The organism is Streptomyces sp. NPDC002076 (genome assembly GCF_053593835.1).
This window is the reverse complement of the sequence record NZ_JBSFDI010000046.1, coordinates 20,836-29,481: the sequence shown is the minus strand read 5'-3', so window position 1 is coordinate 29,481 and position 8,646 is coordinate 20,836. Positions and strand designations below refer to the sequence as shown.

Below are 8,646 nucleotides of genomic sequence, written 5' to 3'. Positions count from 1 at the left end.
CCCGCTCGGCCAGGGCGGCGCGGAAGTCCGCGTTCTGGCCGTAGCCGGCGTCCGCCACCACGAGCGGCGGCACCAGCTGCCAGGTGGCCAGTTCGTCCAGGGCGTCCAGTGCCAGACGCCACTTCTCCCGGTGTCCGACGTCCTTGGTGCGGTCTCTTGGCTTGGGGTCGGTGGTGGTGAGAGTCGGTGTTGGTGGGCTGGTGGTTGGTGTTTTGGTGCTGGTCAGTGGGGTGTTGGGGCGGTATCGGCACTGTTATGAGGCGAGAGTTTGATGGGTGGGGTCGCTGTCGTGGGGCTTTATCTGATGGTGGGTGATGCTGTCTCAGGTTCGTGAGTTCTGATGCGGTGGGGTGGGGGAGACCGGTGTGATCGTGGGGTGGATCAGGAGGTAAGGGCCGGCCGGGGTGCTGTGCTGCCGAGTGTGAATTTCTCACTCTTGTTGCGGTAGAGGGATCGCTTTGACCTGCGAGGCTGCAGATGGCTGAGAGATGCCTCGGTGTGCTTCTTCCGTACTGATCAGGGCCTTGACCTGTAGTACCGCCAGCTTGATGAGAATCCCGCAGATGCATTGAGAATTCCGGTAGCGGCCAGGGGTGTCCGCTTGCGACGGAGTGGCGTCGGCTTGCCTTCGACCGGCTCGGACGTGTGCGTGTTGCCTGGTGCGGCTCGGGCGACGGGTGTATGCAGGCAGAAAGCCTGGTTCACGCGGTCCAAGCGGGTCGGGGGCTGGTGATGGGTGGAGCGCTCGAAGAGCTGTCTCAGACGGGCCAGTTGGGACCGGAGACGTTCGAGCTGCTGCGGCGTCTGGTTCATCAGGTGCGCCGTTCGGCGGGGTTTCCCCCGCCCGAGGGGTACGTGGAGTGGAGCGATGACGCGGCCTACGACGTGATCACGGCCATGCTGACCCGTGAGGGTGCGGGGCAGCAGTTCGTGACCAGTTGCTTCGTGCTGGCCATCGATGACGCCTCGCTGGAGCGGCTGTACCTTGCCTCGATCAAGAACTTCCTCATCGATGAGGCGAAGAAGACCCCGCGAGGCAAGCTGCGGCGCCGCATCGCCCGCCTGATGGGCGAAGACGCCTCCTTCCGCCGGGTGCCGTGGTCTTCGCCGCGGTGGGCGCTGAGCGAGCATCCCGCGGAAGCGGCGTGGCAGGGCGATCTCGACGATCTCATCGCCGAAGCCTGGCGCGTGGACGGGGTTGGTATCACGCGCTGGAATCATTCTGGGCCGACACCTCGACAGACGTTGCAGGCCCTGATGACCGTCCTCGTGCAGGTCCTGCGGCACGCCCAGGGGGCGGTGCGGGAGGAGGACCTAGCCAAGGCCCTCGAGTCCCGGTTCGAGCTTCTGGCGCCGGCCCGCTTCACCTCCCTCTACGCCGACGAGGGGGCGCCTGCTGATCCGGTCGAGTCGGGCAGGACGACGCAGCCCGACCCTACGGGCGCTGGCGGTGTCGCCGAGGACATCTGGCATCGGCTGACCGCCAACGAGCGCCTGCTGCTGCCCTACCTGGACGAGGACGCTCATCACGCCGCGCAGCTGCTGGAGATCGGACAAGAGCAGGCCGGGGCCATTCTGGCAGGTCTGAAGGCAAAGCTGCTGTTGGCCCTGTCCCAGGACGGCGACCGAGCGGCGGTCATGGGCGCCCTGCTTCGGCGCTGCGCGGATCCGCCTCCTTGACCGCCCCTGTGACGTCGTCCGTATCCAGTGAGAAGAGAATGCGCTGATGGATCACAGCCGAGGAGAGGGGGGAGACAGGATGAACCCTGCCCAGAGCAGCGCCTACGAACGACTGGCGGTCGCCGCGGCCAGGCTGAAGGTCCCGGATGCCGTCCGGGAGGCCGCCACCGTGCCGCCGCGGGATCCTGAACCCGGCCAGATCTGGCGAGCGGTGTGGGAGTACGCCGTCCAGCTGCTGGTGATCACGGAGGTCGGATGCGACACGGTGCAGGCCGTTCCGCTCTCCTTGGAACGCTACGCCGACGCACACACGCTGCTGCTGCCTGCCGGAGCCTCGACCCTTGAGCAGCCGCTGGCCCTGTGGTGGGCGTTGAAACAGGCGCTGCCTTGGCATGTGCTGGACCGCCAGGTCAGCCAGCTGACTGTGCCGCTGCCCGCCTCCGCGGACCCGGCTCTCCCGCACGATGTGCCGCCCGGAGCACGGTGGGGAAGCCCGGCCCCGTCACCGGCCGCGGCGGCAGCGGAGTATCGAGGCGTCCTGGCCGACACCCTGGCCAGGCTGAGCGCCGCACGGTGGGCGTCGCAAGGATCCGGTGCCCTGCCACAGCTGCTGCAAAAGCGCGGTGTCAACGCGCAACAGCTGGCGTCTCAGCTGCAGCTGCCGCCCGCCCAGGCGCTCTCGGTATGGCGCGGACAATATCCCCTCACGGCCGACCAGGCCGAGAAGCTCGCTGTGCTCCTCGGCCTGGGCATGGACGAGGTCCTCGCGGCCAATCCTGCGCTGCCGCCCGCCGTGGTGCGCGAGCTGAACCGGCCGATGCGCCGCGGACAGGTACGTGCCCTTGCCGCTCGACACATCGAGAACGAACACCAGGCCCGGCTGCGTGCCGCCTACGGCATCTTCACGCTAGCGGCCCGCCAGGACGACCGCACGAACATGGACTGGGCGGCACGAGCGGACCGCTACTTCGAACTGCGTCTGGGGCAGTAGGGGGCTGCTGTGGTCAACTATGTACTCGCGGCCGCCGCCCGCGCCCAGGCTGTGATGTCTCACTGCTCTTGCGGTGACTGCATGCCGCTGACCTGCGGCGCCGCAGATGGATTGCGATGGATTCTGGACCCTGTGCGGGCCGTTTGACCTGCGGTCCTGCAGGTTGGGTGAGACTGCCGCAGATGCGGTGAGAACGCCTATTGTGGCGGCGGTGCTGGGGAGCGCGCGGGAAGTTGATCACGGTTGCAGCTCGGGGAACGCTTCTTCCCAGACGTCCTTGATGGCCGTGCTGATGAGCTTGCGGAGCACTGGCCACAGCTCAAGCAGGATGCCCTTGTTGAGGAAGCGGCATAGGTCGTCGCGCATGCCTTCGGCGAGCACTGTTCTGTACACGCTCATGCGCTGGCGTGGCAGGTCCAGATCGAGGATGCGCAGTCCGGACCATGCGATGTGCAGCGGCAGCTCCACCATCCCGTGCTCGGGTCCGGTCAGCTCGTCGAGGCTGGAGGGCAGGCGTCGCTTGTACCTCGCTCGCAGCAACGATGCGATGGACCTGGGGTCGTCGTGCACGTTGTCCATTTTCCCTCTGTGCGCTGGCTCTGCGGCTGCACAGCCGCTGCGCCTGGCCGGCGCGCTGACCGCGCGGCTGGGGTGGCAGCGGGCGGGCGCTTGGTGCGGCTCTTGCGCGGCGGGGAGCACACCGGGCAGCGTTTGCCGGCCTCGCCACGGCGGGTCCGCTGATCGGGTGTGGCTTCCCAACGAGCCGTGATCCCGGCCACGCACCTCCTGGATTGAAGATCACAAGGATCAGATCCGCCACCCCGGCACGACAGCCCACGCCGGAGCGCGCCACATCTTTGAAATCCTCCGACGCGTCAGAGACAAAGACCATCACCACAGTCCCGTGCTGGATGCCATGGACCAGCTCCCCGCACTCGGGGCTGACCCTGAACCAGGGCTGGAAGAGCCGTAACGACCATGCCAGCCTACGGGCCTCGCCGCTGCACGCACCGCCTCGTCAGGCAAGCCCCACCTCGACCAGACCGTTCTCTGCCTCCGGCGGGCGCACAGCTGGCCTTAGGACTGGGATCAGAATGAGGTGTTCGCTGCTCGGGAATGACGGGCTGTCAGTTCGCGTTGGTACCTGCTGGACAAGGGGGTGGGTCCGGCCGAGGTGCGTGGTGGGGGCAAGCCGTGGCTGGTCGAGGACGGTCTGTGGGAGCGGATCGAGCCGCTGCTGCCGGTGGTCGAGCGGCGTTTCCGGTATCCGGGACGTCGGCGGATCGATGACCGTCGGGTGCTGGGATCCTGTTCGTGCTGTACACCGGCATCCCGTGGCGGCACCTGCCGCAGGAGCTCGGCCCCGGATCGGGGATGACCTGCTGGCGGCGGCTGCGGGACTGGAACGAGGCCGGGGTGTGGCAGCGCCTGCACGAGCTGCTGCTGGCTGAGCTGCGGTGGGCCGGGATGTTGGACTTCTCCCGGGCTGCCGTCGACTCTTCGCACGTGCGCGCGATGAAGGGCGGGCCGGCCACCGGACGCTCCCCGGTGGACCGGGGCAAGACCGGCAGTAAGCACCATGTGATTGTCGAGGCGCACGGAATCCCTCTGGCGGTGTCCCTGACCGGTGGAAACCGTAACGATGTCACACAGCTAATCCCGCTGGTCCAGGCCGTTCCGCCGATTCGTGGCAGGAGCGGCCGACCCCTGCGCCGCCCCCGCCGGGTCTACCCCGACCGCGGCTACGACCACGACGTCTACCGCGACAAGGTCCGCCGGTTCGAAATCACCCCGGTTATCGCCCGATGCGGCGCCGAACACGGCTCCGGCCTCGGAGTCCACCGTTGGGTCGTAGAGGGCGCCATCGCGTTGCTGCACTGGTTCCGGCGCCTTCGCATCCGCTGGGAGATCCGCGACGACATTCACCAAGCCCTCGTCACCCTCGGCTGCGCCATCATCTGCTGGCGACGGCTGAAGACCTCAGTCTGATCCCAGTTCTCAGGGCTGGGCGTCGTTGTCGCTGCCGAAGTCGGGTACGCCTGCGGACAGCAGGTGCTCGGCGCCGCCTTCGAGGGCCTTGGCCGTCTCGGTGGAGCGGGGGAGCATGGTCTTCTCGTAGGTGCGGATCGCGTCGTCGATGGTGGCGGCGTTCGCGAGAGCGAGGGCGATTTCGCTGGCGTCGAGCATGGCGAGGTTGACGCCGACGCCGAGCGGGGGCATGAGGTGGGCGGCGTCGCCGAGCAGGGTCACCGTCGGGTTGTGTTCCCAAGTGTGCGGGACAGGGAGGGCGAAGATCGGGCGGTCGATGTAGGGGCCGTCGTTTTCGGTGATCATCCGGCGCATGCGGGGCGACCAGTGGGCGTACTCGCCGAGGAGCAGGGCGCGGATGCCGTCGGTGTCCTCGACGGTCAGGCCGCTGGTGCTGATCCAGTCGACCGGGACTCGTCGGATGATGTAGACGCGGATGTGGTTTCCGCTGTTGCGCTGGGCGAACAGGCCGCGCTCGCCGTCGGCTGCGTGGGCGCTGCCCTGGCCGACCAGGTCGGCGATGCCCGGGTGCCGGTTCTCGACGTCTGAGAACCATGCTTCCAGGAAGCTCACCCCGGTGTACTCGGGGGTGGCGGGGGACAGGACCGGGCGTACCCGGGAGGAGGCGCCGTCGGCGCCGATGACCAGATCGGTCTGGATGGTCGTGCCGTCGGTGAAGTGCAATTGCCGCGGCCCGTCGTCGGGTCCGCTGATCGTGTCGAGGGCGTGGCCCCAGTGCACGGTTCCCGGTTGCAGGGAGTCGAGCAGCAGGTTGCGTAGCTGTCCGCGGTCGATTTCCGGCTTGAAGAGTTCATCGATCTCGGGGACTTGATGGGACGTGATCGTGCCGGTCGGGTCCATCTGGCGCATTTCCTGCCCTTCGGGGCGGGCGAGCTTGAAGAACTCGTCGAGCAGGCCGGCTTCGCGCAGGGCGATCTGGCCGTTGTCGGCGTGCAGGTCGAGGGTGCCGCCCTGGTTGCGGGCGTCGGGGCCCCGGTCGCGGTCGTAGACGGTGACCGCTATGCCGTGCTGCTGGAGGATGCGGGCGCAGGTCAGTCCGCCGGGGCCGGCACCGATGATGCTGATGCGGGCCCGGGCGGGTTCTGGGGAGTTCATGGTTTTCCCTTTCAGTCGGCGAAGAGGGGCGAGCAGGCCGGGCGTTGTCGACCTCGGCACCGGAGGTGCCACGCAGGGGGCCTCCCCGATGAACAGGTCGGCGCGGTGCAGACGATGACGAGGCCGACGACGATGTGCCGGTCAGGTACGCACAGTGTCCATAAAATCAGAGCAAGTAAAAAAGTACAACGACTCTACTTAGCGATTGATTTGACTGTCGGGTACGCTTTAACCATGACCGTGCCCTCTGTCAGCCGCCGCGACCGCAAGAAGGCGGCCACCCGGCAGGCGATCGCCGACGCCGCACTGCAACTCTTCTTGGAGCGCGGCTACGATCAGGTGAGCATCCGTGACATTGCCGACGCCGCCGACGTGTCGACCGCTACAGTGTTCAAGCACTTCAGCGGCAAGGAGGCGCTGGTCTTCGACCAGGACGAAGACCGAGAGTCACAATTGATCGCTGCGGTGCGGCAGCGGCCCTCTGGGCAGAGCGTCCTCGATGCCCTCCGACAGCACGTGCTGGACACCTGGCCAGCGATCGGGGCACATCCTCAGGCTGCCGAGTTCACCAACCTGGTGAACTCCACACCGGTGCTGCTCGCGTACGCCGAACGCATGTGGACCCGGTACACCGACAGTCTCGGCGCAGCCATCGCCGACGAATTTGGCGTGGAGCACGACAACCTCGCATGTGTGGCTCTTGCTCGATTCGTGCTCGAGATCCCGGTCCTCGCTCGCGGCCGGCAGGACCGTCGAGCCGCCGTCGGGGCACTCTTCGACATCCTCACCCACGGCTGGGAGCCGCCTATCAAGTCGCCCGCGCCGTAGAGCCCCTGGGCTGTTTCCTGAGCCCGCTCTCGACCAGCCTCGGCTTGCGCGTTTCGGTCGCGCCCACCCCCTGCCTGACAACGAGAACTGACATCCCGTCACCCCTGAGCGGCAAGCACCTCATTCTGATCCCAGTCCTTAGGGCGTGCAGATCTTTAACTCGTCGTTTTGACCTTGGTGTGGGTGGAGTCGGGAGCGAGGAACGTCGCGACGTCGGCTGGTGTGCGGAGGCGGGCGGTAGAAGCGTTGATGTGGTGGCCGTGTGCTTCCAGGAGCGGGCGGACCTCCTGTTTCGCGCGGCTGATGGTCATGGCGGTGACGCCGAAGAGTTGGCCGAGGAGGTCCATGGTCGCGAGTTTGCGCAGGTGGAGCACGGTGACCAGGATCCTGTCGGGTGGGGTGAGTTTGGCTTTGGCACCTGTGCCTGGGGCCACCAGGCGCTCGTGACCGCGGCGTGTGCGGAGCACTTGCTCGCGTTGGACCTCCAGCGCTGGAGTCAGCGCGTCGATGAGCTCGCTGAGCTGCTTGCGGCTCATCCCGGTGAGTTCCGGGTCCTGCAGCGAACGCCGCGTGAGGCGAGGCGGTCTGCCCGCCGGGGCCTGGTCCGACGTGCTGTCGGTCGTGGCCGCGTCCAGCGGATGCTGGGGGTGGAGGGTGTAGTTCCAGTCGCCGTGGAAGCGGTGGCGGGTGATCGGCAGGGAGGCGATCTCGTCGTCGCTGACCTGGATGCCGGTGGGGTACGGGTTGGTGTCGAGTTCCGCGTGCACGGTCAGACCGGTCTTGGTGGTGGTCGCCGCGATGCTCTCGACGATTACTTCGTGGCTGGTCAGGGGCCTGCCGCGCCAGTTCATGGTGATGTGGGAGAACAGCCGGTGCTCGATCCGGTTCCACTTCGAAGTCCCGGGAGGCAGGTGGCAGACGGTGATCGTGAGGCCGGACTCAGCGGCGAACCGGGCGAGTTCGGTCTTCCACGTGCGGGTGCGATACCCGTTGGAGCCGCCGGCATCGGCGGTGATCAGCAGCCGGCCGGCCGCCGGGTACGTGGCCCGCCCGACTCCGTTCCACCAACGGCGGATCGACTCGACGGCGAACGCGGCGGTGTCATGGTCGGTGCCGACGTTGACCCAGCCGGTGTTCGCCGCGACGTCGTAGATGCCGTAGGGCACCGCCCTGCCCAGCACGCGGTCGGGGAAGGCGTGGGTATCGACCCGCACCGGCTCGCCTCTCGGCTCCCATTCACGGCCGTTGTTCTTGAACGGGCCGACCAGCTCCTTCTTCTTCGTGTCCACACTGATCACCGGAGCACCGCCGTCCTGGTGGTCGCGGGCCTGCTCGTTGAGGTAGTGGAACTGTGCGTCCCGGTCGGGGTGCTGCTTGCCTTCCAGCGTCTTGGCATTGCTCTGCAGGCTGAAGCCCTCCTCGCGCAGCAGGTCGCCCACCGTGTCCGCGGAGATCCTGTGGCCCTGCCGGATCAGCTGCTCGGCCAGCTTGCGGGTGGATTTGGTGGTCCAGCGCAGCGGCGACATGGGATCTCCGCGGACGTCGGGCTCGACCAGCGTGAGGAGTGCCTCCCGAACGGCTGGGTTCAGGTCGACGACGCGTTTACGGCCGGCGCCAGGCCGACGGACACGGCCCAACGGCGCCTCTCCGGACTCGAGTTCCCGCACTCCGGCAGACACAGTGGCCTCACGGACACCGGCGGCACGAGCGACCGCTCTGATCCCACCGTGGCCGAGGGACTGGGCCTCCGCCCCTATCAGCAGGCGACGCTGCCGCTCGTCGAGGTGCGGCAAAATCGCCTCGAACTTGGCTGCCAGCGTGGTCCGTTGCCTATCCAACCCGCTCATGCCAGACCAACGAACCACCAAGCAGAAAGCTACGAGTTAAAGATCTGCACGTCCTTAGCGTCCGAGGGGTCAACTCGCCAGCAAGGAGCCCCCGGATCCGAGCCGGGCGACTTCGCCGGCGGTCCTGGGCCTCACGCAGGTACTGGTGACGGCGGT

7 protein-coding genes and 1 pseudogene are annotated in these 8,646 nt (G+C 67.4%); 4 read left to right on the top strand and 4 right to left on the bottom strand.

All coding sequences use genetic code 11. The annotated features are described in order from the left end of the window. Positions 1 to 169: pseudogene (locus ACWCQS_RS45055) on the bottom strand (transposase); the annotation flags it as partial. Between the two features lie 563 nt (positions 170 to 732). Here ACWCQS_RS45055 and ACWCQS_RS45050 point away from each other — a divergent pair. Next, on the top strand, positions 733 to 1,680 hold the full coding sequence (locus tag ACWCQS_RS45050) for a hypothetical protein (protein WP_451009876.1): 948 nt from the start codon (positions 733 to 735) through the stop codon (positions 1,678 to 1,680). A gap of 79 nt (positions 1,681 to 1,759) precedes the next feature. Then, the gene (locus tag ACWCQS_RS45045) at positions 1,760 to 2,671 is read left to right on the top strand and encodes a hypothetical protein (RefSeq protein ID WP_451009875.1); all 912 of its coding nucleotides are present in this window, start codon (positions 1,760 to 1,762) and stop codon (positions 2,669 to 2,671) included. A gap of 237 nt (positions 2,672 to 2,908) precedes the next feature. On the opposite strand, the gene ACWCQS_RS45040 is transcribed toward ACWCQS_RS45045, so the two are convergent. Then, a complete protein-coding gene (locus ACWCQS_RS45040; RefSeq protein WP_451009874.1) occupies positions 2,909 to 3,250 on the bottom strand; it encodes a hypothetical protein in 342 nt (113 codons plus the stop codon). Positions 3,251 to 3,845: 595 nt separating this feature from the next. Here ACWCQS_RS45040 and ACWCQS_RS45035 point away from each other — a divergent pair. Beyond that, positions 3,846 to 4,660, top strand: a protein-coding gene (locus tag ACWCQS_RS45035; protein WP_451009880.1) for an IS5 family transposase whose coding sequence is annotated in 2 segments (ribosomal slippage) — positions 3,846 to 3,972 and positions 3,972 to 4,660 — 816 coding nt in all. Because the reading frame shifts where the segments join, the coding sequence is not laid out codon by codon here. A 9-nt stretch (positions 4,661 to 4,669) separates the two neighbouring features. Here the strand turns inward: ACWCQS_RS45035 and ACWCQS_RS45030 are convergent. Continuing rightward, positions 4,670 to 5,815, bottom strand: coding sequence for an FAD-dependent oxidoreductase (locus tag ACWCQS_RS45030; protein ID WP_451009873.1), 1,146 nt, complete (start codon positions 5,813 to 5,815; stop codon positions 4,670 to 4,672). A gap of 234 nt (positions 5,816 to 6,049) precedes the next feature. On the opposite strand from ACWCQS_RS45030, the gene ACWCQS_RS45025 reads away from it, so the two are divergent. Next, a complete protein-coding gene (locus ACWCQS_RS45025) occupies positions 6,050 to 6,643 on the top strand; it encodes a TetR/AcrR family transcriptional regulator (protein ID WP_451009872.1) in 594 nt (197 codons plus the stop codon). Positions 6,644 to 6,798: 155 nt separating this feature from the next. Here the strand turns inward: ACWCQS_RS45025 and ACWCQS_RS45020 are convergent, their stop codons facing one another. Further along, the gene (locus ACWCQS_RS45020; protein WP_451009871.1) at positions 6,799 to 8,490 is read right to left on the bottom strand and encodes an ISAzo13 family transposase; all 1,692 of its coding nucleotides are present in this window, start codon (positions 8,488 to 8,490) and stop codon (positions 6,799 to 6,801) included. Positions 8,491 to 8,646: the final 156 nt, after the last annotated feature.